At 32.4% G+C, this 25,532-nt stretch carries 20 protein-coding genes; 4 read left to right on the top strand and 16 right to left on the bottom strand.

What is annotated here, in order from left to right:
* Window positions 1-38: 38 nt before the first annotated feature.
* The 8 genes from EW093_RS14470 to ispG form a co-directional block, all read right to left on the bottom strand.
* Window positions 39-2,021, bottom strand: coding sequence for a tetratricopeptide repeat protein (locus EW093_RS14470; protein ID WP_149569088.1), 1,983 nt, complete (start codon window positions 2,019-2,021; stop codon window positions 39-41).
* Entirely contained in the window at window positions 2,021-2,779 is a 759-nt protein-coding gene (locus tag EW093_RS14465) for a hemolysin family protein (RefSeq protein ID WP_149569087.1), read from the bottom strand. The genes EW093_RS14470 and EW093_RS14465 overlap by 1 nt, the downstream gene beginning before the upstream one ends.
* 2 nt (window positions 2,780-2,781) lie before the next feature.
* Window positions 2,782-3,243 (bottom strand): rRNA maturation RNase YbeY, encoded by a 462-nt coding sequence (gene ybeY, locus EW093_RS14460; RefSeq protein WP_149569086.1) that lies wholly within the window; start codon window positions 3,241-3,243, stop codon window positions 2,782-2,784.
* Window positions 3,243-5,402, bottom strand: a complete 2,160-nt coding sequence (locus tag EW093_RS14455; protein ID WP_149569085.1) for an HD family phosphohydrolase — start codon at window positions 5,400-5,402, stop codon at window positions 3,243-3,245. Before EW093_RS14455 ends, ybeY begins: the two co-directional genes overlap by 1 nt.
* 103 nt (window positions 5,403-5,505) lie before the next feature.
* The gene (locus EW093_RS14450; RefSeq protein WP_149569084.1) at window positions 5,506-8,919 is read right to left on the bottom strand and encodes an LPS-assembly protein LptD; all 3,414 of its coding nucleotides are present in this window, start codon (window positions 8,917-8,919) and stop codon (window positions 5,506-5,508) included.
* A gap of 106 nt (window positions 8,920-9,025) precedes the next feature.
* Window positions 9,026-11,842, bottom strand: coding sequence for an excinuclease ABC subunit UvrA (uvrA, locus tag EW093_RS14445; RefSeq protein WP_149569083.1), 2,817 nt, complete (start codon window positions 11,840-11,842; stop codon window positions 9,026-9,028).
* A gap of 9 nt (window positions 11,843-11,851) precedes the next feature.
* Complete coding sequence (locus EW093_RS14440) at window positions 11,852-12,736, bottom strand: hypothetical protein (protein WP_149569082.1); 885 nt, start codon at window positions 12,734-12,736, stop codon at window positions 11,852-11,854.
* Window positions 12,726-13,772 (bottom strand): flavodoxin-dependent (E)-4-hydroxy-3-methylbut-2-enyl-diphosphate synthase, encoded by a 1,047-nt coding sequence (gene ispG, locus EW093_RS14435; RefSeq protein WP_149569081.1) that lies wholly within the window; start codon window positions 13,770-13,772, stop codon window positions 12,726-12,728. The genes EW093_RS14440 and ispG overlap by 11 nt, the downstream gene beginning before the upstream one ends.
* 90 nt (window positions 13,773-13,862) lie before the next feature.
* Between ispG and EW093_RS14430 the strand changes: the two genes are divergently transcribed.
* From EW093_RS14430 to EW093_RS14420, 3 genes are all read left to right on the top strand, one after another.
* Window positions 13,863-14,453, top strand: coding sequence for a YkgJ family cysteine cluster protein (locus EW093_RS14430; protein ID WP_149569080.1), 591 nt, complete (start codon window positions 13,863-13,865; stop codon window positions 14,451-14,453).
* Window positions 14,440-15,777: an MFS transporter gene (locus tag EW093_RS14425; RefSeq protein WP_187759728.1), complete on the top strand. Its 1,338-nt coding sequence runs from the start codon at window positions 14,440-14,442 to the stop codon at window positions 15,775-15,777. The genes EW093_RS14430 and EW093_RS14425 overlap by 14 nt, the downstream gene beginning before the upstream one ends.
* A 123-nt stretch (window positions 15,778-15,900) precedes the next feature.
* Window positions 15,901-16,638, top strand: a complete 738-nt coding sequence (locus EW093_RS14420) for a lysophospholipid acyltransferase family protein (RefSeq protein WP_149569078.1) — start codon at window positions 15,901-15,903, stop codon at window positions 16,636-16,638.
* On the opposite strand, the gene EW093_RS14415 is transcribed toward EW093_RS14420, so the two are convergent.
* The 7 genes from EW093_RS14415 to EW093_RS14385 all read right to left on the bottom strand — a co-directional run bounded on the left by EW093_RS14415 (window position 16,635) and on the right by EW093_RS14385 (window position 23,949).
* Complete coding sequence (locus EW093_RS14415) at window positions 16,635-16,976, bottom strand: hypothetical protein (RefSeq protein WP_149569077.1); 342 nt, start codon at window positions 16,974-16,976, stop codon at window positions 16,635-16,637. The two genes, EW093_RS14420 and EW093_RS14415, sit on opposite strands and share 4 nt — an antisense overlap.
* Before the next feature lie 33 nt (window positions 16,977-17,009).
* The gene (locus EW093_RS14410) at window positions 17,010-18,113 is read right to left on the bottom strand and encodes a vWA domain-containing protein (RefSeq protein WP_187759727.1); all 1,104 of its coding nucleotides are present in this window, start codon (window positions 18,111-18,113) and stop codon (window positions 17,010-17,012) included.
* 4 nt (window positions 18,114-18,117) lie between these two features.
* On the bottom strand, window positions 18,118-19,185 hold the full coding sequence (locus EW093_RS14405) for an AAA family ATPase (protein WP_149569075.1): 1,068 nt from the start codon (window positions 19,183-19,185) through the stop codon (window positions 18,118-18,120).
* 135 nt (window positions 19,186-19,320) lie between these two features.
* Window positions 19,321-20,343, bottom strand: coding sequence for a type I glyceraldehyde-3-phosphate dehydrogenase (locus EW093_RS14400; RefSeq protein ID WP_149569074.1), 1,023 nt, complete (start codon window positions 20,341-20,343; stop codon window positions 19,321-19,323).
* Between the two features lie 168 nt (window positions 20,344-20,511).
* Window positions 20,512-20,952 (bottom strand): tetratricopeptide repeat protein, encoded by a 441-nt coding sequence (locus tag EW093_RS14395; RefSeq protein WP_149569073.1) that lies wholly within the window; start codon window positions 20,950-20,952, stop codon window positions 20,512-20,514.
* Between the two features lie 63 nt (window positions 20,953-21,015).
* Complete coding sequence (locus EW093_RS14390; RefSeq protein ID WP_149569072.1) at window positions 21,016-23,301, bottom strand: helicase C-terminal domain-containing protein; 2,286 nt, start codon at window positions 23,299-23,301, stop codon at window positions 21,016-21,018.
* Entirely contained in the window at window positions 23,302-23,949 is a 648-nt protein-coding gene (locus EW093_RS14385) for a hypothetical protein (RefSeq protein ID WP_149569071.1), read from the bottom strand.
* A gap of 51 nt (window positions 23,950-24,000) precedes the next feature.
* Here EW093_RS14385 and EW093_RS14380 point away from each other — a divergent pair, with 51 nt between their 5' ends.
* Window positions 24,001-24,972, top strand: a complete 972-nt coding sequence (locus tag EW093_RS14380; protein WP_149569070.1) for an asparaginase — start codon at window positions 24,001-24,003, stop codon at window positions 24,970-24,972.
* Window positions 24,973-24,987: 15 nt separating this feature from the next.
* Here the strand turns inward: EW093_RS14380 and EW093_RS14375 are convergent, their stop codons facing one another.
* Window positions 24,988-25,530 carry a 2-oxoacid:ferredoxin oxidoreductase subunit gamma family protein gene (locus EW093_RS14375; protein ID WP_149569069.1) on the bottom strand — a complete coding sequence of 181 codons (543 nt, stop codon included), beginning with the start codon at window positions 25,528-25,530 and terminating at the stop codon, window positions 24,988-24,990.
* Between the last annotated feature and the right edge of the window lie 2 nt (window positions 25,531-25,532).

The following is a 25,532-nucleotide window of genomic DNA, read 5'->3' as shown; positions in this document are numbered from 1 at the left end:
AGGACTTTAATGTCAATAAAAAGCAGTAATACAATTATCTAGTTAACCTTTAATAACTGCCCTATTAATTCACTATCCATTATACTCTCTTTAAAACTCTCATCTATAACCTTTTCACCCTGATCTACTGGTAGATATAGAATATTATCCCCAATATTTAACAGGTTAAAACTATTGTTTGCTGTAAAAGAACCATCGCTCATTCCTTCTCCGACAGCCTCTATTTTAACTACACCTAAATGCTTATCTAAATCAAAATCTAAAAATGGTGAATCGGGTATAATAAAGAAGCTACCTTTTTTAACTACATGAAATTCTGTATCTAATTGGACCTTTTGATTTAAACCGATATTTAAAAGAACAGACTCTCCTTTTATATCAATAACTGATCCTATAGTTGGTAAAAAGTCATTAAGATCCTTACTTAAATTTTCAAAGCAGTTAAATATCCTGTTATTCCCAGTTTTTAAGTAGTTAAAGCTTTTAATCTGTCTACCACTTTTTGTTAGATGAAGTCTTGCATTTAAAGAGAAAGTTCTACTTCCTTCAAGAAAGTTAATAATTAAAAAATAATCACTGTTACTTTGACGAGATTGATTAAATGCGGATGACAGATTACCTGAAAATAGAGATATATCACTAACAAAGTATTTACTTTGCCCTGATAAGAAGCGATTTGTAATATCTTTAATTATTTTTCCAGAGCTTAAGTGCCCCTCCCCTGTGGAGTTATTAATAAATGTTGAAACCTTAAAATAATCATCAAAATTCCATCTCTCTTCACCCCATTTCTCATATAATGGCTTTTTAGGAAGGCTATCCTCTATAAGAATTATCTCATCAATATCATCATCTATTTCAGTAAGGTTTGACTCACTACTTAATAGAAAGTTAAGCTCTTTTAGATAACTCTGACGATACCCCATTTTCTTAAGTATATTTCCATAGGTATACCTTAATCTACTATTAAAAGGGGATAACTCAACTCCTCTTTGGTAGTACACTTTAGCCTTTTCATAGAAGTATCTATCTTCTAATAACAGCCCCTGATTTAAATACCAGTTAGAGTACAAATCCCTTTTGCTATCCTTTAGAATATACATATCACCCATTAGCTTTTCACTATAGAAACGAAAAATCTCATCATCTGGTTTAAGGTCTATTCCTCTTTTAATTAAAGATAAGGCTTTTTCATCTTGATTTAGTTCATCTAAAATTAATGCTGCAAGATAGTAGGCCTCTGGATTCTTTTTTTCAATCTTCATATACTGAGTTAATTCATCAAGTGCCTTTTCAAACTCTTCTAGATAAATTAATAATTTAGCATTTAGAAGTCTAATGCTACTACTTTTAGATACATTTAAGAGTTCACTCATATAGAGTGAGGCTCCTTTATAGCTCTTAGTATTTATATAGTGATTTACAGCTGCTTCTAATACAATAGGATCTTCAGGATATACTCTAATAGCCTGTTGTATAAGCTCATTAGAGTTTTCATATTTACCCTGGCTATCATATAAAACAACCAGGGAGAGAAGTAGACGCCTACTATTTGGAGAGAATTTAAGAATTTTCTCAAAGTCGTAGAGGGAACCTACTATATCTCCCTCTGCAATTCTTAACTCTGCTAAACCACTTTTAGCCCTAATATTATAGATTTCTCTATCTAAAACCCTATCATATAACTCTTTAGCCTTATTATAATCACCAATGGCAGTTAATATTCTAGCCTTAGAGTTTAAAAACTCAATATTGTTAATATTCAATTCTATACACTTATCAATGTATATTATCGCTTCTTGATACTCCCCTAACATAAAAAAAGCGTCACTTAGTCCTTTATTTGACTTTATATCGGCAGAGTTTATTGATAGGGCTTCTTTATAATTCTCGACAGCTTCATAGTATTTTTGATACAACATACTCTCTTCTGCCAAAGCTACATAGTCATAAATTGTTTGGGTAAATAGTGATGTTAGTGTTAAAAAAAATAGAATTGGAAATAAAATTTTTTTTATCATTACTTCTTCACCAACTTAACCCTCTTTATCTTATGACCATAAACTTCTGTTATTATAATTGTCATTTCCGGTGTATCAATTTTTTCAAACTTAACTGGAATCTCCCCTATTTGATTAAAAACATACCCACCTATTGTCTCAATATCAGTTGTATCAATTTCAAGGCCTAACTTCTCATTAATATCATCTATATTTGCTCTAGCATCACACAACCAAGACTTGTCATCTATTTTAATTATCTCTTCAATCTCATTATCAAACTCATCTTGAATATCCCCAACAATCTCTTCAATAATATCCTCCATTGATACAATTCCAGAGACTCCACCATATTCATCCACGGCGATAGCTATATGTACATGTAACCTTTTAAACTCTCTTAATAGGGAGTCTAATTTTTTACTCTCAGGGACGAAATAAGGCTTTCTTATAACATCAGTAATGTTAAAACTAGACTCATCATCTAGATTATAAATATAAAGAATTAAATCCTTAAGGTATAAAATACCGATGATATCATCTAAGGTATCCTTATAAACTGGAAATCTAGAGTGACCGCTCTCTTCCATTATTTTTATTGCATTGGGTAGTGTTGTATCCTCTTCAATAAAGACAACATCAATCCTAGGAACGTAAACATCCTTAACCGATGTCTCTGTTAACTCTACAATCCCATTGATCATATTTTGGGTCTCAATGCTTTGATTGGCCTCTTCTTCGCTCCTGGATTTTTTTAACACTCTTTTAAAAAAACTCATTTTTAGAATAGTCCTCTACCTATAAGATCTTTTAATATCTTTTCCTGTTTTATCAACATCTCTTCATCTTCACTGTTTGTTTCATGATCTAACCCCATTAGGTGTAGAATTCCATGAATTAAAACCCTTTTTAACTCTTCCTCATAGCTCACTTTGAAATACTTTGAGTTTTCCTCAACTGTTTCCAAGGAGATTATTATATCTCCAGCACTGTAGGGTTCTCCCGCCTCCTGTGTTACAGGAAATGGTTCATCGGACATAACAAAAGTAATAACATCTGTGGGTTTATCCTTATCTCTATAATCTCTATTAATTTTGTGTATATAACTATTATCGCAAAGTGTAAGGGAAAATTCCCAGTTATCAATCTCTAAAAGATTGAGTATAGAGTCTGTAAAACCTAATAACTTCTCTTCCCAATCAACCTTATTGATGTTTTGATACATCAAAGTAATATCATTCATTATTCATCTGCTCCTGTAGGATATTCAATTCTTGAGTGATAATGACCCATTAAAGTACTGATAAATGAGTCCTTTATAGAAGTAAGGTCTGATAGAGTTAAACCACATGCATCTAACATTCCTTCTTTTAATTTATTTAGTATAAGCTCCCATACAAATTTCTCTAGCTGGGAAATAGTTGGGTTTTTTAAGGATCTGACAGCGGCCTCTACGCTATCCCCAAGCATTACAATAGCTGCCTCTGGACTTTGTGGATTAGGACCAGAATAACCAAAATCCTCGGTTAAGATAAGACCACCCTTACTCTCTTTTTTTGCCTTATCTAAAAAGAAGGAGATGGCGCCCTTACCATGGTGCTGCTCTATAATATCAATAATATCACTAGGTAGTCCAATTTTTTTACCCTTCTCAATTCCAAGCTTCACATGGGACTTTATTACAGCAACAGAGAGGGATGGTTTCATATCATCATGCATATTTTTACCACCTTTCTGATTCTCTATAAAATAGTGGGGTTGATCTATTTTCCCAATATCGTGGTAATAACCACCGGCTTTAGCTAATAGGGCGTTGGCACCTATATTCTGGGCTGCTGACTCCGCCATATTAGCTACAGCTATAGAGTGGGCATACGTTCCTGGAGCCTTAATTAACATACTCTTTAAAAGGGGAGCATTTAAGTCACAAAGTTCTGTTAACTGAAAACAGGTAGATATTTTTAATAAGTGTTCAGATAGGGGAAGTAATGCAAGGGTTAGAATACCAAAAACCAGGGATGAGCCTACAGAGACAAATAGTAGCATTAATAAATCGTCTGTTTTAACAATATCTATGGCTAGCATATAGAGGATTAATACTGTCTGTAATATGGCAAGTTCACCACTAGACTTCATTAAATCAATTCTCTTCTCCACATCATGAATAACAATAGTACTTAAAATAGAAATCATAAGGGTAATAGAGAATGCATATATAGAGAAGTCAGAGATTAATAGAACTAAAAATGATGTTAATATTGAGTGATAAAGCCCTACTTTACTACCTAGAAGAAATGTTATTAACATTGATACTAGGATAGATGGAAGTAATAGTGGGTATATAGATATATTTTCAAGACCTATAAAGTAACGTAATAATACTGCAAAAAGTACATAAAACAGTGTCATCCCAGCTAATAAAACGACATCACTTTCATTTAACTTTTTTTGAATAAAACCACTTGTAAAAAGAACTATAGCAGCAACGTAGATTAGAAACATATATCCTAAAACTAAAAATATATTTGATATAGTATTTTTCTTAACAAGAATCTCTGCTTCCATAATCTTTTTATGTATGTCACTACTTACTACAAAGTCCTTCTTTATTAGAATCTCTCCACTTCTGTAGTAGTCAATAACAGGCTTAACGTTTAATAGTGCTAAATCCTTATTGTGTTTAGTTTGATCATTATCATAAAAACAGTTAACTTTCATAAACTCTGTTAGTAGTTTACTAAAATATGGTTCAAAATCACCATAGAGGGATGAGTCTATTTTAATGGACTTTAATACGGATATAGCACTTATATCCTGACTAAGAGTTCCATCATCACTGGATATAACACTTATCAACCCGGAACCATTACTGGTTCCAGACTCTGAGATATAACCACGATTAAGGATCTTTCTCTGTTCTGTTAGTAAAAGAGAGAAAAAATGCCTTAAGTCTAATTTAAGAAACTCCCCCATTTCATAACTTGTAAATAAATCAGGAAATGTATCGTTAATTCTCTCTATTATAAGGTCTGTGGAACTATTCCCCTCTAATAAACTGTTAATTGATTGATAAAAAGCTTTTAGCTCAGAAATAGCTATACTGGTTATCTCATCATCAATTTTATAAACAGGGAGCACAAGTTGCTCTTCTACACCCTTGGCTATATTTGTTTCAAACTCGTTGAAATAACTTAGATCTGATTTTAAAACATAGTCACTTTTAGCTGGCTGCCCTACCCTAAAATCACTCTCTTTATAATTAAAAAAAGCATCAATAAAATAGTTAAAAAAAAGTATAAATACAACAGATAACAAAAAACTCATCAAAACAAATATATTTGTAAAGAGTGAGTTGCTAGAAAGATACTGCTTTAAATTGGTTAAATAGAATTTATTTTTCATCTTGTCCCTTATAATAAGCTTTAATCTGAAAATTTACAAAATTGTGTATCAATAATTTATCCATTAAAATCATTTAATAAAAAATAGTCTTTATAGTCAAGCACTAATCTTCCTTACCGGAAGTAGAAACACTCCAATTATCGTCGTCATTTACAACATCTGATCTTACTAATGATAATGGTTTCCACTCTATAAAAAATGAGAACTTCTGAAACCAGTTAATATTTGAGTCCTCAAGTTTTGGTTCTCCTGTATAACTAAATATCAAATTCCAGTCAGGCATTTTATATATGGCATCTACTTTCATTGAGTTTAGGTTAAAATTTGATTCTACCCTATCCTCCCTATTAAAAAAGTTAAATGATTTAATTAAGTCAATTAAAATATTTTTATTACTATTTAAACCTAGAATATCACTATCCCCTTCTATGTATTGGAAAATAGAGTTATTACTTGATGATGAGGTGAAATTTAGTTCAAGAAATTCATATATATCTAAGCCAAAAACAAGTTTATAATTTAAAAAGGAGGTGTCTACTTTTATAAACTCTTTCTTAAATGATAAGTTTGAGTCGATATTAAGAGTAACTCTATTTTTCCAGAATTTAAACTTTTTAAGGTCAAAGTTATGTTTTATTGTTAAAGATTCTGGGGATAGGACCTTATCTAAATCACTTAATGTATCCCATCGAAGTGTTTCTTCATTCCATTTTACAGGATTATTGTAAGAAGAAGTAAGGGTAAAATCTATATCCCAAAGTTTTATCTTCCCATAATAGGACTCTAGGGTTGTACTGTTTAAATCAAAATCAGAGCTAAGTGATAACTCAAAAAATTTAGTTGGTTTATACTTTAGTTCAAAACCTAATGGGTCAAAATCCCAATTATCCTTATTATCAAATATATACTCAACAGTACCATCAAATTCACTTCCAAACTTGGTAGAGAATTCAAGGCTCTTATATTTTAACTTATTTACCTGATCAACCGATAAAGTATCAATAACTTCTTCCTGGGTAATGCTCTTATTAACATCTACAGTTGTTGTACTTATGTTATTTAGATCAGCTAAAAGATCAATATCGAACTTTTGCTCAAAAATTACACTTCTCTCCTCTTCTAATGGTGGGAGGATTTTTTTATAACCTAGGGATGTCTCTGAAAAATCAACTTTATATGTATATTTAAAATACAACTCGTTATCATCAATATAATCCTTGGTCCACTTAAAGTTCTCAATTTTATATACTGGATAATCTTCTACTAATAGATCAAAGGCATCCTGATCAAAACTTTTTTTATATAACATAGAGTTAAGCTTATAAGTTAAAGAGAGGGAGTGTTTTTCTATTTCTGGAAATAGTTTTAAAAAATCAATAGTGGATTTAAGGTCATTCTCTACAATACTCTTGTTCCACTTATATAAAGAGATAAGGTCTGCTTGATCATCCTCTTCTATATATTTTTTAAGATATATATTCCCCTTTGTTGTATTAGAAATCTTAATAAATGAGTCTAAAACATCTAATGTGTAGTCACCTTTAATATACGGATCAGTATTATATAACATAGAATCCTGGGATAGAGAGTAATCTATATCAACCGGGTTATTCCATAGTGTATTATCCCAATAGAGATATAAGCTTAGGGGAATGTTTACATTATATTTAAATTTTGTATTGATAACAGGGTTGCTCTTTTTTGAAGCAATTTTTTCATCACCAAAAATTTCACTATATTCAAAATTATAGATAGGTTTACTCTCCACCTCTCCATGCTCCAAAGAACTCTCTTTATCTTCAGTTTTAACAACAGTTGGATTTTCAAGGTCTAATAAATTGTTATACTTATCAAAGATATAATTATAATTATCCTCCACCTTTTCTATATCTTTTTTACTAAACGAAGTATCAAAAAGTCTTCCCTGTATATTTAGCAAGATAGGAACTTTCCCTACTTCTGGGTAGAAAAACTTATATGATGGGTCGTAATCCTCATATAGAACCTCTAATTGTTGATTCCCCAGGGCATCTAGGGTAACCCCCTTTGTAATCTTAGAGTTAAAGTCCAATTCAATTTTTTTTATATCGAAGGTAAATTTATCAATATATGGGTTTAACTTTGATACATTAGGAGAGTAACTTTTAAAATCTAGACTCCAGGAGTACTCACTAACAAGGGATATCTCCGATGTATCCCTTCTATAGTCTAAAGCAGCACCACTTGAGAAGGACTCAAGCCCCTGGTCTAACTGGTCAGTAAAATAGTCTACCCACTTAAAGTTCTCCTTTCTATTATAAAAATCACTTTTAAAATAAGGATCCGAGAGGGATATAATATTTAAACTTCCAAAAGGAAATGTTAGGTCTAAATTAAAGTTATATCTAAAGGGAACTTCATTTCCATACATATAAGAGTGATTCCATATAGACTCTTTATTAACAAATACTAGACCTGTAGAATCATTTATACTCCTTGAAAACCCTAGTCCTGTTTCAAGATCTATTTTAGTTCCTGAAAAGTTAAGATTAGTATCTGAACCTATAAAAATACCTAAATTAGAGTAATAGTCTAACATTATTTTTGAGTAATCAGAACTGTATTTACTCTTATCCTTAGATGGAACAAGGGTTAATCCATTAAACTCCTTATTACTCACCCCTTCCCCATTATCAAAGGATAAAAATGAGAAGTCAGACTGCTCCTTATCTACAGGTTTAGCACCTAAAAGATATAGAGTATTTTGTAAAAATGTACCCTCCCTACTTCTTACTCCATAAACAGGATTAAAGTAGAGATTGTTTTCTGAGTGATAGTAAAAAGGGAACCAAAAAACGGGAACATGACCAACCTTTACCCATGGAGAAATAATCACAAAGTCTGAAGAGTCTAACATCCAAAGGTCTTTGGCGCTTATATTAAAGTATGGAGAGCCTGAAACAGTTTGAATTGTTACATCATTCATTCCCATAATTTCAGTATCACTTTTTTTAATCTCACCTGTTACATAATAAAAGACCATACTCTCTTCATCTATAGTTTTATCCTGTTTAGAGATGCACTTTACCATTGAACCCTTCCAATTTGATAGGTTAAATGTTAAGGACTCAGCTGTTACCAACTCTGGCTTACCCTTTTCTGTCTTGATATATTGGACATTTCCTAGGGCTGTAACACTGTTTAAGGTTCGATTAAAGTTTATTTTATCTCCAATAATTGAGTGCTGAATTTTCTGTTCTACATCATCAATAACTATTTCAACTCTACCCTCAAACTCAGCAAAACTCTCATCTACCTCTTCAATAGTATAATATTTAGAGAGTTCAGCCCTATTTATATTTATTGTTTTATCATTTTTATTTGTTTTACTAGAACTCCCTAGCAGATCTACATTATAATATTTAGCAATAGAAGAGATTAAAGAGTTTTTATTACTTCCTTCTGGTAAATCTAACCTTTTAGCCCAGATATTTAACTCTTCTAGGCTAGAAGTCTCAAGGTCCCTTATAATTGCCATATCCTCGATAACACTAAAGTCCTCTAAAGGAGTCTTATCTATCTCTTGGGAATAAACCAGTGTGATTTTAATTAATAGAGTTAGTATAATTATAGCTTTTTTCAGTCTAATGTCCTAAAACATCTTTAAGATAGTACCCTGTATATGAATCATTACACTTTATAACTTCTTCCGGAGTACCCATTACAACTAATGTTCCACCCTTATCCCCACCTTCAGGTCCAAGATCAATTATTTTATCTGCACACTTAATTACATCTAAGTTGTGTTCAATAAGTATAGCTGTATTCCCCTTATCTACCAGGGAGTGAATTACTTCCATTAATAGTTTTACATCTGCAAAGTGTAAACCAGTTGTAGGTTCATCAATAATATATATGGTTTTACCTGTACTTCTCTTAGATAGCTCTAAAGCTAGTTTTACCCTTTGTGCCTCTCCACCTGAAAGGGTTATAGCCGATTGTCCTAAGTTTATATAACCTAAACCTACAGATAGTAGAGTATCTAGTTTATTTTTTATTGGAGGAATATTTTTGAAAAATTCACAGGCATCTTCAATTGAGAGTTCTAATACCTCATAGATGTTTTTCCCCTTATATCTTACATTTAGGGTCTCTGTATTAAACCTCTTACCCTTACAAACATCACATGTAACATATACATCAGGTAAAAAATGCATCTCAATTTTTTTTGTTCCACCACCACCGCAGTGCTCACATCTACCTCCTTTTACATTAAAGGAGAACCTTCCAGGTTTATATCCCCGTAGTTTAGACTCTGGTAGAGATGCAAAGAGATCCCTAATATGGTTAAATAGTCCTACATAGGTAGCAGGATTACTCCTTGGTGTTCGACCAATAGGACTTTGATCAATATTAATAACTTTATCTACATTCTCTAGACCTAAAATCTCTTTATAACTTCCAACCTCATGGTGGGATCTATGAAGGGAGTTAGCAAGTGCTGGGTATAAAATTTGGGATAATAGTGTTGATTTACCAGACCCTGATACACCTGTTATTATATTTAACTTTCCTAAATCAAAACTTACATCGATATCCTTAAGATTATTTTGGGATGCACCTTTTACTATGATCTGTTTCCCATTACCTTCCCGCCTAAACTCTGGTATATCAATTTTAATAGTACCACTTAAAAATTGCCCTGTAGGACTATTAGGGTTTTTATATATCTGGTCATAATTACCCTGGGCAACAATATTTCCACCATGAATACCAGCTCCAGGTCCCATATCCACAATATAGTCGGCCATTTTAATAGTTTGCTCATCATGTTCAACAACAATAAGTGTATTACCTAAGTCCCTTAGGTGAACTAGTGTAGCTAATAATCTATCATTATCCCTCTGGTGGAGACCAATAGTTGGTTCATCTAAAATATATAATACCCCAACTAATGAAGCTCCAATCTGGGTTGCAAGTCTTATTCTTTGGGACTCCCCACCAGAGAGAGTTCCAGCCTTTCTACTTAAATTTAGGTAGGATAGTCCTACACTCTGTAGAAAACTTAACCTGTTTCTAATCTCTTTTAAAATTTGTTCTGCAATTACCTGCTGTGATTCTGATAGGGTACAGTTATTAAAAAACTCAATAGCCTCTTCCACAGAGAAGGATGTAACGTCTGTTATGTTCCTGTTATTAACATATACAGATAGGGCTTCAGGTTTTAACCTTTTCCCCTTACAAGTTGTACAAACCTCATCGGTCATAAACTTTTCATACCAGTCACGCATACCCTGGCTTCCTGTCTCTTTATACCTTCTTCTAAGGTCTGCAATTATCCCTTCATAGGGTTTATTAATCTCAAAACGACCAGTTTTATCCTTATTCTCATAGAGTATTTCGATTTTATCCTTTGTCCCGTATAACATAATATCTATTAATTTAGGGTCTAACTTATTAAATGGTGTATCTAAAGAAAATCCATAATGCTCAGATAACCCCTTAAATGTAGAAGAGAACCATGCTGCTTTTGGATTTGATGTTACAATAGCTCCCTGATTATAGGATAGTGTTAGATCTGGTATTATTTTTTTTGGATCAAAATCCATTGTTCTACCTAGGCCAGAACACTCAGGACAGGCACCAAAGGGACTATTAAAAGAGAAGAGTCTAGGTTGTAACTCCTCCATACTAAAACCACAATTAGGACAGGAGTTGTGCTCAGAGAAAAACTCATCTAAATCCTTATCAATGTAGTTAATAATAACATTCCCTCCGGATACTTCCAATGCGGTCTCAATTGACTCTGAGAGTCTCTTTCTAACTTCCGATGATAGTTTTAACCTATCTACTACAATTTCAATTGAGTGTTTTTTCTGCTTACTTAGATTTATTTCATCCTCTAGAAGGAGAACTTCACCATTAACTCTTACCCTAGTAAACCCAGATTTTTTAGCATCTTCAAAGACTTTTTTATGTTCACCCTTTCGCCCTGTTACAACAGGAGCCAATACTAACATCTTCTCCCCATCAGGCTTGCTTTTTACCTGCTCTATTATCTGGTCAATGGACTGTTCATAGATCTCAATATCACACTTTGGGCACATTGGCTTTCCAACCCTTGCAAAAAACAGACGTAAATAGTCGTAAATCTCTGTTATGGTTCCAACTGTAGATCTTGGATTTTTACTAGTTGTTTTTTGTTCAATACTTATAGCTGGGGATAACCCCTCTATATAGTCTAGGTCAGGTTTATTAGCCTTACCTAAAAACTGCCTAGCGTAGGCAGAGAGGGATTCAACATATCTTCTTTGACCCTCTGCAAATATTGTATCAAATGCTAAAGATGATTTACCACTACCACTTTTACCTGATATAACAATCATCTTATCCCTTGGTAACTCAAGGTCTATATTTTTCAAATTGTGCTCTCTGGCACCTTTTATTATTATATTCTTCATAATTAACCTTTAATATACAAACTTCCACTCTTCTAAACTAGGATCTTTAAGCTGTTTTTTAGCCTTATTAATCCACTTTGACTCAAGGTTGCTATTTACTAAAAGCTCCCAGAACTCATTCGCCTGCTCTTTTAAACCTAAGCCATAGAAGGACTCTCCTAAATAATAGAAAAGTTTATAAAAATCATTCTCTTCAAAATACTCTTGAACCCGCTTGTTTTTTCCAACTTCCTTAAAAAATTGCTCCATTGAGATAAAAACATACTCCCTATCCTGTTTTATATTATCATTTATAACCTCTGTTACCAATGATAACATAGGAGATAGGAGGTAATTAACAGATTCTAAATATTTCCCTATACTGTTGTAATAATAACCAAGGTATATTCTTGCGTTTAAAACATTATCAGCATCTTTTCTGTATAGATGTAGTAGCCTATTAACACCAGACTCTAAAATAGTATCATAGTAGGCTCGTTGGTCTCTAACTTCCTGTAGGTCTATACTACTCTTCCCTATAATATCCTTTAAAGTTGATACATAACTATCATAATCATCCTTCAATAGATAGACTTTAGCCAAGGAGTACTTATAGAACATTAAGTCTTCCTTTACCTGTAAATAGTGGGAAAGGGATATAGCTTTTAAAATTTGTTCTTCAGCAATTTCTAACTCACCCTCTTCTAGGTATAATAAGCCTATCATATACTCTGCTTCTGGATTAGGTGTTGGGCTTTTTGTAACTTGAAGATAATAGTCTAAGGCTTCTCTAAAATTCCCACTCTCATAAAACATTTTAGCCTCTTGAAAGTTAACCCAGTTAGGTTTCTTATCTAATGAAAAAAGAGGTAGTGATAGAAGAGTTAAACAAATTATAAGTAAACTATTTCTCAAAATTATCAATCTCCTGGGTAAAGGCTTCTAAGGCTTCATCCTTTGTTACTTTACGGATTATCTCACCATGTTTGAATATTAAAATACTATTCCCTGAACCAGTTATTCCAAGATCAGCATGTTTAGCCTCCTGAGGTCCATTAACAGTACACCCCATAATTGCAACAGTTATACTCTTATTTACTGTGGAGAGTTTTTTTTGAATTAGGTTATTAAACTCATGGGTATCAAAGGATGCTCTACCACATTTAGGGCAGGAGATTAATTCAACCCTCTCCCTCTTATTAAGTTTAAGGGCGGATAGAATCTCGTTTGCAGCGTATATCTCCTTTAGAGGATCATCTGATATGGATATTCTTAGAGTATCACCAATACCTTCACTTAAAAGTTTGTAGAGATAGATAGATGACTTAACAACAGCTGGGATTAGAGAACCTGCCTCTGTTATTCCTAAATGGATAGGATTATTATACTTTTTGGAAAAAGCTTTATTAGCCCTATATGCATCATCTATATTAGAAGCTTTTAAAGATACAAGGAAGTTATCAAAGTTATGTTTATCTAAAAACTCCATCTCCCTCTCCGCTGCTGTTATAAGAGCCTTTGAAAGATTGTCATTCTCCCTTAAATCAGATGGAAGGGAACCTCCATTTATCCCTATCCTTAAAGGAATATTTTTATCTACAGCCTTTTTAAGAACCTCTTCAACCTTCCATTTAGTTCCTATATTACCTGGATTTATTCTTATTTTCGATATGGGGTAATCCATACACTTTAGGGCAATTTTATAATCAAAGTGAATATCAGCAACTACTGGCATAGATATTTTTGATGCTATATCACCTATTATTTTTGCATCCTCAATTTTTGGTACAGCAAATCTTATTATATCGCAACCTGCTGCCTGTATATCATTTAACTTATCTATTAGTTTATTATCAACAACTGTAATGGGTCTATCCCACATTGTCTGTATAGAAACGGGATTATCCCCACCAATAAGAACATTTCCGACTTTTATCTCTTTAGTTTTCATAATAAAACTTTAAATCTTTTTTAACATATCAGCAACTACATTATTTCTACTTTATTGCACTTAATGTAACAATATAATAATATCCCTTTTATGAAAGAGTTTCAGTGTAAATGTTGCGGAGATTGTTGTTCTGGGGATATGGAGATATTTTTAAACTTATACGATCTATATAAAATAGCAAAACATAGAGGGTATACATCTACAAAAACCCTATTTGATAATAGGATTGTATCCATAGCTAAAGGGCAAAACAGTATGTTATTCCCTAGAATGGTATTTAAAAAGTACCCATATAAGTTTTGCCCTTTTTTAATTAATGATGTGGATGAGAAGATGAACATTAGAGGTTTTTGCTCCCTTCATCCTTATACAAAGCCCCTAGTTTGCATATTGGCTCCACACAGTAAAATTTACGATAATGACTCAAAAGAGTCTAAATATATCTATACAAAACCTACAGAGTCTTGTCCTGGAAAGTTAGCTGATTTTGAAAATAGTAATAAACAGATACTTGATCCAATTCTTCTTGAATTAGCCTATGATAATGATTTTTTTAACATTCTTAGCCTAATAAAGGATAAAAATATTCAAAATTATGAGTCTAAACTCTACTATTTCTCAACTAAGAGAGCTTTTAAAGATACGATGCTTCAACTTAGGAGTTACTATGAAAAAGCTTAGTTTAAAAACATCCTTTGGATTTGCCATAGGAGATATTGGGGGTAATCTATACTTCTCCCTTGTGGGTTTTATATTTTTGTTCTATTTAACTGATGAACTGGGTTTATCAGGTGCATTAGCTGGAACTGCAATGATGATAGGAAAGATTTGGGATGCTATTAGTGATCCTATTGTTAGCTCCCTATCGGATAGATGTAAAAGTAAATTTGGAAGAAGAAGACCATTTATTTTTTGGGGAGCACTGTTACTTTTTACTCTTTTAGTAATTACATTCTCTCTACCTAAATTCAGCTCTAAAGTTACAACATTTATAGTATATACTATTATGTTCTCCCTACTAAACACATCTTTTACCCTGGTAAATATTCCCTACTCCTCGTTGCAGCCTGAACTAACAGATGATTATAATGAAACAACAAAACTAACTGGATTAAGAATGTTTTTTGCTATAATAGGTACTCTATTAGCAGTGCTTGGGAGACCTATTGCAGAGTATTTTGGTACAGATAATAGAGGGTGGACTTACATGGCTGTAATATTAGGCCTGATAATGTTAATAAGTTCATGGATTACGGTTTTTACAGTAGAGGAGAGTAAGATTGCTAAAAAAAAGCAAAAGAGTGTATTCCTCTCATTTAAAGAAGCCCTTATTAATAAAGAGTTTATTTTTGCCCTTATACCATGGGTACTATTTGTTACAGCAGTAACTGTTATACAGACATCATTTTTATACTATTTCAAATATATATACAATAAAGAAGGCTTATTTGAACTCTCTCTATTTGGACTAATAATAGTATCACTATTATCCCTACCACTATGGGTTATTATCGCTAAAAGAATAGATAAAGGGCCAAGTTACATTCTAGGAATGTCTATATTCTCAATAGGACTGATCCTAATATACTTTTTATCCCCATATTCTAGCCCATACACCTCTGTTATAATCATCTCCTTTTCTGGAATAGGCTTCTCAACCCACTACATTATGCCAAATGCTATTATTCCAGATATTATTGAGTTAGATTATATAAGAAGTGGTATAAGACGGGAGGGTGTCTATTACAGTATATGGAACTTTTTATTAAAACTAGGTCAAGCTTTAGCTGGGTTAGTAATAGGTTTAACCCTAGATATTGTTGGATTTATACCACCTGTTAATGGATCAAAACAGATAGTTTTACAGAGTAAAAATACCCTTGATGGAATAGCCTTCCTTTGTGGACCAATTCCAGTTTTTCTACTTATAATTGGTATTTTAGTTCTAAGGAAATATCCTATATCAATTAACTATTACAATATGATAAAAAATGAAAAATATTAAAAACACCATTTAATTAAATGATTTATGTATTTGTTTCCATCTTTTTTTATGAAAAATATTGACATTAGTTCAATAAAAACAGGAAAATAAACAGAAATTTATTATACAAAAAAAGGATATTTAATGATTATTTTTCACTTTCTATTAACTATATACTACTATTTATCCCAGTTAATACTATTTACCCTAACTACTCCAATTGCATTTATTATATGGATTATATCGACGCCCTTTGACAGACAACGAAGGATTAACCACAGAATAAGCTGTTTTGTAGGACAGATGGTTATGGCACTAAATCCATACTGGAATACAAAGGCCTATGGATTAGATAAAATTGATTATAAAAAAAACTACGTAATAGCATCTAACCATCAATCCTTATCTGACATTGTAATGTTAACATATTTAAAGCCGTTACAATTTAAATATGTATCAAAAAAAGAGCTTGTTTATATCCCTTTCATTGGATGGATTATGGGTATGTCCTCCTATATACTATTAAATAGAAAGGATCCTAAAAGTCAGTTTAAGATGATGAGAACCAGTGAAAAACATCTAAATAATAATATGTCTATTGCAATTTTCCCTGAGGGTACTAGAAGTAAGGATGGGCAACTACTTCGGTTTAAAGATGGAGCATCCCTTCTATCTAAAACTACAAATAGACCTATACTACCTATATGTATGGTTGGTAACGATAACTCGATGCCAAGTGAAGGATTTGTTTGGAATAAAAGAGTCAATATGAAGATATTTGTTTTAGACCCAATATTTCCAGAAAATTATGAGAAGACAAAGGATATAACTAACGCAGTTAAAGATGCTATATCTAAAAAACTAGAAGAGGAGAGATCCTAATAAAAAAAGGCCTTCTCATCCCTATTAAAATCAACATTTGAAAAAAATGTGGCGTAGCAGGATACCCTAACAATAAGCCTTCCCTGCATTTTTTTCTTATATTTTTCTTTCAACCTAGTAAAGTATTCTTTATAGTTTTTATCCAGATCGATATCAGTTGAGTCATCGAATAATACCTTAACAGAACTCTCTTTTTTTACTATCTTAGGAGGTTTAAATCCCCGATCCCCACTGGTAATTAATCTTCTAATTTCACTTTTAGGAGAGACAATATCTAAAAGAAAAGCTTTTTTATCAAACTCTAAATAACCACCAATTAGTTCATAATACTCATCCATAATCTACCTATGTCTCAAAATATACATTTTGCCCTATATTTGACCTGTTAAGTCCATTTTTGTTAATACCCACAAAACGCGTTGTTTTACACTTTCTGGATATATTCCATCTCCATCTGTAAAAATAATTACTTGGTCTGACTTTAAGTTATCTGCTAATTTAAATATTGGTCTAAAGTCTGTAGCCCCTTTTTTTATCCTCCCCCCATCTTTAATATACTCATTTAACCCCTGGGGAGCTGAGCACTCGGAATCAAAACGAGTAACTTTTATATCAACACCGGTTATTTTATTTATATACTTCAACTCTGTTAAATACTTATCTACAACCAAGTCATCCATGGATCCGGACTCATCTAAGGCTAAGAGAGCCTTTACACCACTTGATCTTAACTTCCCTGGAGAGTAGTCAAATCGCCTAGAAACCCTTTTATAAGATCGCTTTATATTAATTTTACCCTGTTTTGATAAAAATCTTTTTAATACAACTCTCCAGTCCAAGGTTGTTATACTGTTTGTATCCTCAATATTTTTTGATAAATAGCTATTAAGTGTTGAATCCCCCTCAGAATACTCTAGGCTATCACTAATACTCTCTTTTAATACACTCTCACCAAAACTAGAGAAGTTACTCTCCTCTAGAATATCCCCTACAAAAATGTTGCTTTCATTTTTCAACTTATACTCATTATCTATAGACTCAAAAATTAGACTATTTTCATACTCTTTTAATCTATCATAATAGTATTCACTTGTTTCAAACTCATCGTATTCAACATTTAGTAGTTCATTTATTATGTCTAAGGTTAATGCACCATCTAAGAGGTTCTCTGGTTTAATAAATTGATTAACAGCTATATCACAGGATATGGACCATAGGGCTTTAGAACGGTTTCCTATCCTAGTTCTATGATGAAGTACTATATGTAACAACTCATGTTGAATGGCTCCTATTCTTCTACTCTCTGATAGTTCTAAAAACCACACCTCATTATATAGAAGATAAAACCCTTTATTGTAGACAGTTTTAAGGTTTTTAACCCTAGAACTCTTTTTAACCCCTATTTTAGATAGTAGGTAGCCATAAAAAGGGTATTTTACCAGTAATTTATAAATTGTATCTTGTATATTACCCACCTTTCTATCCAACTATTAGGTCAATTAGATCGTCTGTCGCTTTTTCAAAACTCTCAAGTTGATCAGATATATTTTCAAGAAGTTTAGGCTTTTTAACTGTTAACTCTTTATAAAAGTATGTAAGAAGTTCCTTAGGTAGATCATTTAAAAATTGATTTAACTCACTATAACTTCCCAAACTGTTTTCAAGGTTTGAAATTATTGAGTTTATTAAGTTTATACTATCCTCTACACTATTATTACTTAATAATTCTAATACACGACCTCTAATATTAGAATAATTATTAAGAATCTCTCCTGGTTTTGGTATATAATCCTTGTAACTATTTAAGTAAGCCCAAAAGGCAACAGACGTATTAACACCTATAATCCCAGCTATAACCTCTTCTTTAATAGTATCATCAAAATCACAACTGTTTAGAACTTCCTGAACTAAACTCCACCCCCTTGGAGTAGGAGACTTACTAAGCTCTGAAGAGTTTTTATTTATTATCATTAACATTTCAGGATAATCTTTTAAATACTCTAAAACAGATTTATTGTGGGGTCTACTAAGAGAGTATTCAATATAGTCATCAATGTTTGGTTCAATAGATATGGTAATAAATCTATCTAACATAGCATCATCAAGGGTATTTACTAAGTAGTTCATGTTATCCGGATTCATTGTAACACCAATTCTCCAGTTTTCTCCAAGGGTGTGACCATTTATCTTTCTATCTAGAAGTAGTGGATATAAAACAGAGACTGTATCTGAAGGGACCCTATTTATCTCTTCTAAAACCAATATTCCAGAATCTGGATATAAACCATTTTTTATCGCTTCTACTGTAGGTAAAAATCTTGGAGCTAAATACTCTGTTATACCTATGCTCTGATTTTTACTAGGTAACCCCATAAAGTCTGGCCCTTCAAGAGCTGCAGCATAAAGGTCAATATAACCAATACCAAGCTCTTTAGCACACTGTTTATATGCTGAAGTTTTACCTACACCCCGTTCACTAATTAGAGCAGTAACACTCTTTGTTTTATATAACTGTTTAATAGCAACCTTTGCTTGACTTATTCTCATTGTTACTCCTTATTAGTAATAACTACCAATAAAGAATAGATCTTTTTTGACTTATAGTCTATATGATGGGATTAATAATTAGGACAAAAAAAAGCCTCTGTTTTAAACAGAGGCTTTATTAACTTAATAATTAAATTATTTAGTCATGATTAAAGCTAATTCAGCCATTTTGTTAGAGTAACCCATTTCGTTATCGTAGAAAGAAGTAACTTTAACTAATGTATTTTCACCAGCAGCAACAACTTGAATGTTGTCAGTAATCATAGATGTATATGGTTCACCAACACAGTCTCGTGAACACTCGTAGAAATCACCATATGTAGCAACTAAACCTAAAGGAGTAGATGCATTGATTTTTTCAACGTTTGCAGCAATCGCAGCTTTTACTTCGTCAGCAGATTTAGTACCTTCGATTACGTAAACAGCCTCAACAACAGAACCAGTATCAGTTGGAACTCTTAATGCTGTACCGTTTAATTTACCATTTAAGTGTGGTAAAACTTTTCCTACAGCAATAGCAGCACCAGTACTTGCAGGAATAATGTTATTTAATGTAGCTCTGTTTTTACCACCACCGAATGTATCAGCAACGTTTTGTGTAGCTGTAGCAGCATGTGTAGTACAGATAAGACCACTGATTACTTTGTAAGTCATATCAATAGCGTGTGTCATTGGAGCTAAACAGTTAGTTGTACAACTAGCATTAGAAACAATAGTTTCTGAACCTGTTAAAGTCTCATGGTTTACACCAATAACAACTGTTTTTGTATCATCTTTACAAGGAGCAGAGATAATAACTTTTTTTGCACCAGCGTTAATGTGTGCTTGAGATTTTTCTTGGCTTAAGTAGAAACCAGTACACTCAAATACGATATCAACATTGTGTTTTGCCCAAGGGATGTTATTAGCATCTTTCTCAGCATATACAGTAACTTCGTTATCACCAATTTTGATTACATTATCACTAATTAGTTTAACATCTACTGGAAATCTTCCGTGAATAGAATCTTTTGGAAGACTGTTTGCAATGTCTGCAGCTGAAACTAAATCATTACCTGCAACAATTTCGATTTGATCGCTTAGAGTAGAAGTGATAACACGCATTACGTTTTTACCAATTCTTCCCATTCCGTTAAAACCAACTCTGATTTTTCCCATTTAATAAACTCCTTAAAATTAATTGAATTATTATACAATTTTACCCAATGGGTATAAAATTATCTTTTATTTTATTATTGCATAATGTGGAATATGATTCAATCCTATTGAATGTTATTTACTTAAACTTAATGTGTTTAAATTCACAACAAATGTAAAAATAAACTGTTATTTATCTATAATAGATTCAAGGTAGAGTTTCGAATACTCATATATAGTAGAGTCTGGGTAGTTATTAATAACATCTGTTAAAACCTCTATACCCCTCTCTTTATTACCCCTAAAAAACTCATACTCCCCTAATGCTGAGAGATAATAAGCCCTATCCTCTAAAGTTAAAGAGCCTATCTGTTCTTGGAAAAAACTCAAATCATCTTCAACTTCCTTAATAAAGCTCTTTGGAGAGTGCATAGTAACACCTAAAAGATGTCGGAGTCTATATTTCCTGTTCTCAATATTATTGGGTTCCATTTTTATTGACTTATTCATTAGGGAGACACCCTTAATTAACTCAATAAGAGCCAAAGGTTTAGAGGTTCTTTTCATCGCCTTTGCCTTACCTAGAAGTGATATAGCGTGTAACATAGTTGTTTCAGATTCTAAACCCATGGTAGTTATTTTATTCTATAAAACCCAAATTTAAAAGAAATTTATAACCTTCTATAGTTAAAATTATTCCCAAAACTTTTTAATGGTCATAATAGTATCATCATCATTTGTTAATACAACTGAATTACTCCACTCATTTGGGTATAGGCTCCTATATTGTGACGTATTAAATCTTTCATCTATTAATATAGCAACCCCTCTATCATCCTCATGCCTAATAAGTCTACCTATAGCTTGTTGAACTTTATTAAACCCAGGATAAGTATAGGCAAATTGATAGTTATATCTATCTTTTAGTATGTTATTTTTTATGGATATTTGAGGAAGTCCAACACCAACAACTATAACACCTATAAGTTTATCACCAACTAAATCGATTCCTTCTGAGAATACGCCACCTGTAATAGCAAAGGATAAGATACTCTTTTTATTTTCAAACTCATTTAAATACTCAGCTCTTTGGATCTCACTCATTCTAGGTTTTTGGATTAATACATCACACTCTATTAGTTTAGCAACTTCATCCATATACTTATATGAGGGGAAAAAAACCATATAATTCCCACTAACACTCTTTCTGACTTTTGTAATAATATTAGCAACTTCACTATAATATCTGCTTCTCTCTTTATATGTTGTTTTTATATCAGGTCTGATTATTAGTTTTAAATTATCAATAGGAAATGGAGATGGGATCTCCACTATTTCATAATCAATATCCCTAATAAGTAGGGATACAAAGTAGTTTATCGGTGTAAGTGTTGCGGAAAAAAATATATGGCTATTACATTTTTGTAACATTTTAGAAAACAGTATAGAAGGATCATTACATAAAATTTCTAAAGTAACCCCTAAACCTCCACGGTTAACCTGTACAAAACAGTGTCCCTCTGTATATAACTCACTTAGTTTAATAAAAAAAAGAGTATTAAAATACCAGTCAATAACAAGGTTTTTTCCCTTAAAATCTAAATCTAAAATATTACCCTCTATATTTAAACAGGACTTTTTTAATGCTTTTATCAGATCAGTAGGCACCTCTTCAAAGAGTGTGTATTCACCACTATTACTTTTAATAGCGTCTAACATAATACTATTTATCGCCTCTAAGGAGTTCATAGTTTTTTTACAGATAGGAGATAAAATATCTAATACAGGAGGTATTAACTCCCTATCTAGTTTACAAGAATAGGAGCTTCTTAAACGATCAGGAAGATTATGGGCTTCATCTACAAGAAGTGTAAAACCCTTATTTTTTGTTTCAAAATATCGTTTAAGGTAGACTCTTAAATCAAAAACATAGTTATAGTCACAAATTACAATATCACAATAATTCGAGAGATCAAGGGATAACTCAAAGGGGCATAGGGAGTATTGTTCCCCTAAATCCTTAAGGTTCTCCTCATAAAAGTCTCTAATACCTAATATCTCATTTATTACTAGAAACAACTTTTTATAATAATCAAGGGCATAGGGGCAACTATCAGGGGAGCAGTTAAACTCCTTATTTATACAGATCTTCTCCTTAGCAGTAATTACAATGCTTCTAATATTTGCCCCACCTTCCCTGAGAATATTAATAGTATCCCTAGCTGTTATACGCCCCACTGTTTTTGCAGTTAAATAGAAAATTTTCTCAACAACCCCCTCTCCCATAGCTTTTAATGCGGGAAAGATCGATGCCATAGACTTACCTGTTCCCGTTGGAGCTATGGAAAAAAGAGTCTTTGAATCCCTTATAGCTCTAAAGATATTTACTGACAAATCCCGTTGCCCCTCTCTAAAGTTATTAAATGGAAATACCAACTCTTTTAAAGAGGTATCCCTTAAATCCTTCCAACTCTTTAATCCCTTTAGGTAGAGAAAGTATGGGTCTATTTGTGTTTCAAAAAATATAGTTAGCTCTTCCCTTGTTAAATACTCTTTTATAATTCTCTCTTCTCTATTTATTATATTTATATATAGAAGCTTTATTGATATTCCTGGATAGTGAACACCTTTTAGACTACTCTCAATAAGGTATAGGTAGGCATATAACTTCACCTGGGAGAGATGGGGGGCTGAAATTTTATCAACTTTTGTTGTTTTTATCTCCTCAATAACTATAGGATCATCTAAACTATATATACCATCGGCCCGGCCGTATATTTCCAACATTATTCCAAATTTTTCTACAGAAGTTTTAAGGGAGTACTCCTTTAAATAACCTTCTCCCCTAGAGTCTTGAACCCTTTTGTGCTCTAGAGTCCCTATTTGGGCTCTTGAACTATTTAAAATATTACCGCCTAAACTACCATCTTTGTTATTAAATTCGGCTAAGTCTCTAACTGATATTCTATCCTTTATCATCTAATTAATTATTTCATAAGCATATAAGCTACTTTTAGTAGATTGGGAGAACTCCTTAAAAAAGGCTTTACCCTTCATACTCATGTTTAACTCCTTAACAATAGTAAATTCATCATCATAATCTTCAAAAACAAATACCATTAAAAACTCTTGTAACTTTACACCCACAGTTATATCAATCTCTTTTTTAGTGTATAGTGTAATCTTTTTTATTGATTCACTATTTAAATCTACTAAAACTTCACCTAACATTTTCGACTCTTTTTTTGGTATTAAGCTCTCTTCTGTTATGTAGGTGTATTTTGATAAACCGTTTTTCTCTTCAATAAAAGTATACTTCTTTCCTAAAAGAGTATTTATACCCCTAGAGTCATCCCTATTCATATTTTTTAAGAATTTATTTATATCACTCTTATCTGGCTTTCTTCCATCAATCTCCAATAACTCAACTTTAGGAGTTTTAACAGGATTAAAACTATAGATAGTATATGAGGGTTTATCCCCTAAAATACTCATTTTTGTCTGGTATCTAAATTTATTTTCATCATAATCAATTTTTTGTAATGCTATATCTAGAACTTTATAATCACTTGAAAAAAGAGAGCTTATATAAATATTTAATATTATAAAGTAAAAAATTCTTTTCATACAATCCTCCAACTTATTTTTTTATTTTACTTTATATGATAATTTTATGACATGAAAAAAATATTAATTATCGACACTGGTGGGACAATCAGTCAAGAGAAGGGTGACAATGGAACCCTTAAGCCAGGAGTAGCAGATATAGTTAAGATAGTTCCTAGGTTAAAAGAGATTGCTGAAATTAAGTATAAATTAATCGAAAGAATTGATAGTACAAATATGACCCAGGATATTAGAGTAAAAATAGTTAAGGAGATAGAGAGTTCCTATAGAGAGTTTGATGGTTTTGTAATAACCCATGGAACAGACACAATGCCAGATACAGCCTGTGCACTAAACTATATGATACAAGACTTGGGAAAACCAATAGTATTAACTGGAGCCCAGCTACCAATGTTTGCCCCGGGTCCCGATGGTACTAATAACCTATTTTACTCTGTTAAAGCTGCCACAGACGATATTGGAGAGGTCGTAATCTGCTTTGGAGATAGGATACTTAGAGGTAATCGATCTCTGAAAGAGAACGTAGAGGGTTTTAACGCTTTCAATAGCCCCAGGGCACCATTTATAGGAAACTTAGGTGTAAATATAAGATTAAATGAAAATAGAATTAAACGATATGAAGGTAGTCCTAAATTTTTTACCAACTTCGAAGATAGGGTTGTTGTAATAAATCAACTATCTGGAAGTAGCTTAAACCCCTTAGAGTGGTGTGAGGATAGAGTTGATATTAAAGGTATTATTTTAATTGGTTACGGTACAGGGAATATACAAAAACAACTTCTAGGATCTATTAAAAAACTAACATCATCTGGAGTAAAAGTTGTAATAGTTACATCCTGTGTTAAGGGTTCTACAATAATCGAGCAGTATGAAACAGGATTTGCAGCGAAAGAGGCAGGTGCTCTATCAGCATTAGACCTTTCGGTACACGCTGCATCACAAAAAATGATATATAGTTTAGGGCAAAAAAACAGCAATTTTGAACAACTCTTTTATCAAAGAATTGGTAGGGATATGGATTAATCCCTACCATTTTATTTAACCTACAAAATTGTAAGCTTCTTCCATAACCTTAATATTTGTTGGATTATGCTTATGATTTCGCTCAGATATACCCTCTACTAGGGCATCTTTCATACTATCTAATGATGCTAGCTCTGGCTTTATCTTTAAAAGAGCACCAAGAGCAGCCATATTTGCAGCTCTAATTGAACCATTTTTCTCTGATAATTCATTACATGGAACAGCATAAACCTTAATATCTTCTCTAATCGGCTTTCGATTTATTATAGATGAGTTGTAGATTAGAACTCCACCCTCCTCAATAAAAGGTTCAAATTTATCTAGGGATGGCTCATTTAAAACAATGCAAATTGTAGGTTTATGAACAATAGCAGATGGGATAGACTCATCAGAAACTACTACGGCGCAGTTTGCTGTTCCCCCTCTCATCTCCGCTCCATAGGAAGGGATATGGGAAACCTCTTTCCCCTCACGCATTGACGCTATACACAGCAACTTCCCTGCAGAGATTACTCCCTGGCCACCAAAACCTGCAAATATAATTTTTTCTTTTAACACAA

The sequence above is a fragment of the Thiospirochaeta perfilievii genome, from assembly GCF_008329945.1.
GTDB lineage: Bacteria > Spirochaetota > Spirochaetia > DSM-2461 > DSM-2461 > Thiospirochaeta > Thiospirochaeta perfilievii.
The sequence above is the reverse complement of the archived record's forward strand: the minus strand, read 5'-3'. Positions and strand labels throughout refer to the sequence as shown.

Excerpts from the sequence above, each read along its gene's own strand:
- EW093_RS14470 (WP_149569088.1), bottom strand. The coding sequence starts at position 2,021 with ATGATAAAAAAAATTTTATTTCCAATTCTATTTTTTTTAACACTAACA.
- EW093_RS14465 (WP_149569087.1), bottom strand. The coding sequence starts at position 2,779 with ATGAGTTTTTTTAAAAGAGTGTTAAAAAAATCCAGGAGCGAAGAAGAG.
- ybeY (WP_149569086.1), bottom strand. The coding sequence starts at position 3,243 with ATGAATGATATTACTTTGATGTATCAAAACATCAATAAGGTTGATTGG.
- EW093_RS14455 (WP_149569085.1), bottom strand. The coding sequence starts at position 5,402 with ATGAAAAATAAATTCTATTTAACCAATTTAAAGCAGTATCTTTCTAGC.
- EW093_RS14450 (WP_149569084.1), bottom strand. The coding sequence starts at position 8,919 with ATGGCAATTATAAGGGACCTTGAGACTTCTAGCCTAGAAGAGTTAAAT.
- uvrA (WP_149569083.1), bottom strand. The coding sequence starts at position 11,842 with ATGAAGAATATAATAATAAAAGGTGCCAGAGAGCACAATTTGAAAAAT.
- ispG (WP_149569081.1), bottom strand. The coding sequence starts at position 13,772 with ATGAAAACTAAAGAGATAAAAGTCGGAAATGTTCTTATTGGTGGGGAT.
- EW093_RS14430 (WP_149569080.1), top strand. The coding sequence starts at position 13,863 with ATGAAAGAGTTTCAGTGTAAATGTTGCGGAGATTGTTGTTCTGGGGAT.
- EW093_RS14425 (WP_187759728.1), top strand. The coding sequence starts at position 14,440 with ATGAAAAAGCTTAGTTTAAAAACATCCTTTGGATTTGCCATAGGAGAT.
- EW093_RS14420 (WP_149569078.1), top strand. The coding sequence starts at position 15,901 with ATGATTATTTTTCACTTTCTATTAACTATATACTACTATTTATCCCAG.
- EW093_RS14415 (WP_149569077.1), bottom strand. The coding sequence starts at position 16,976 with ATGGATGAGTATTATGAACTAATTGGTGGTTATTTAGAGTTTGATAAA.
- EW093_RS14405 (WP_149569075.1), bottom strand. The coding sequence starts at position 19,185 with ATGAGAATAAGTCAAGCAAAGGTTGCTATTAAACAGTTATATAAAACA.
- EW093_RS14400 (WP_149569074.1), bottom strand. The coding sequence starts at position 20,343 with ATGGGAAAAATCAGAGTTGGTTTTAACGGAATGGGAAGAATTGGTAAA.
- EW093_RS14395 (WP_149569073.1), bottom strand. The coding sequence starts at position 20,952 with ATGGGTTTAGAATCTGAAACAACTATGTTACACGCTATATCACTTCTA.
- EW093_RS14390 (WP_149569072.1), bottom strand. The coding sequence starts at position 23,301 with ATGATAAAGGATAGAATATCAGTTAGAGACTTAGCCGAATTTAATAAC.
- EW093_RS14385 (WP_149569071.1), bottom strand. The coding sequence starts at position 23,949 with ATGAAAAGAATTTTTTACTTTATAATATTAAATATTTATATAAGCTCT.
- EW093_RS14380 (WP_149569070.1), top strand. The coding sequence starts at position 24,001 with ATGAAAAAAATATTAATTATCGACACTGGTGGGACAATCAGTCAAGAG.